This is a genomic window from Aeromonas sp. HMWF017, assembly GCF_003061465.1.
GTDB lineage: Bacteria > Pseudomonadota > Gammaproteobacteria > Enterobacterales > Aeromonadaceae > Aeromonas > Aeromonas veronii.
In genome coordinates this window covers 1-1,093 of record NZ_QAJD01000067.1, presented here as the reverse complement: position 1 = coordinate 1,093, position 1,093 = coordinate 1, and the positions used below count along the sequence as shown (strand labels likewise).

Below are 1,093 nucleotides of genomic sequence, written 5' to 3'. Positions count from 1 at the left end.
CCAGCTCCATCTTCTTGACCTGGTGAGCGATGTTCTTGCCTTCGGCCGCTTCACCCATGCCGTAACCCTTGATGGTCTTGGCCAGAATAACGGTCGGCTTGCCCTTGGTCTGGGTCGCCTTGTTGAATGCAGCGAACAGTTTGCGAGGATCGTGACCACCGCGGTTCAGAGCGAAGATCTCCTCGTCGGTCATGTCTTTGACCAGCGCGGCAGTTTCCGGATAACGGTTGAAGAAGTGCTCGCGGATGTAGCCACCGTCGCGGGACTTCATGGTCTGGTAGTCACCGTCCACGGTCTCGTTCATCAGCTGGATCAGCTTGCCGGAAGTGTCTTTCTTCAGCAGCTCATCCCACTTGCGACCCCAGATAACCTTGGTGACATCCCAACCGGCGCCAGCGAACAGGCCTTCCAGCTCGTTGATGACCTTGCCGTTACCGACAACCGGACCATCCAGACGCTGCAGGTTGCAGTTGACCACGAACACCAGGTTGTCGAGCTTTTCACGCACGGCAACGGTCAGGGCACCTTTGGCTTCCGGCTCGTCCATCTCGCCGTCACCCAGGAAGGCGTAAACGGTCTGCTCGGAGCAATCCTTGATGCCACGGTCGGTCAGGTACTTCAGGAAGCGAGCCTGATAGATGGCGGCGATGGGGCCCAGACCCATGGAGACGGTCGGGAACTGCCAGAAGTCCGGCATCAGTTTCGGGTGCGGATAGGAAGGGATACCCTTGCCGTCCACTTCCTGACGGAAGTTGTCCAGCTGCTCTTCGGTCAGACGACCTTCAGCAAAGGCGCGAGCATAGATGCCCGGGGAGATATGACCCTGGAAGTAAACCAGATCGCCACCATCCTTCTCGTTGCGAGCACGGAAGAAGTGGTTGAAGCAGACATCATAGATGGTCGCAGAAGAAGCGAAGGAAGACATGTGACCACCCAGGTCCAGGTCTTTCTTGGACGCGCGCAGCACGATCATCATGGCGTTCCAGCGGATGATGGCGCGAATGCGGCGTTCCATCTCCAGGTCACCCGGGTAGTCCGGCTCGTCGCTGGACGGGATGGTGTTGATGTAATCGCGATTTGCCTTGGCAGCCAC

1 pseudogene is annotated in these 1,093 nt (G+C 58.2%); it reads right to left on the bottom strand.

Annotated features, from left to right (window positions below):
- Positions 1-1,093: pseudogene (aceE, locus tag DBR30_RS07025) on the bottom strand (pyruvate dehydrogenase (acetyl-transferring), homodimeric type); the annotation flags it as partial.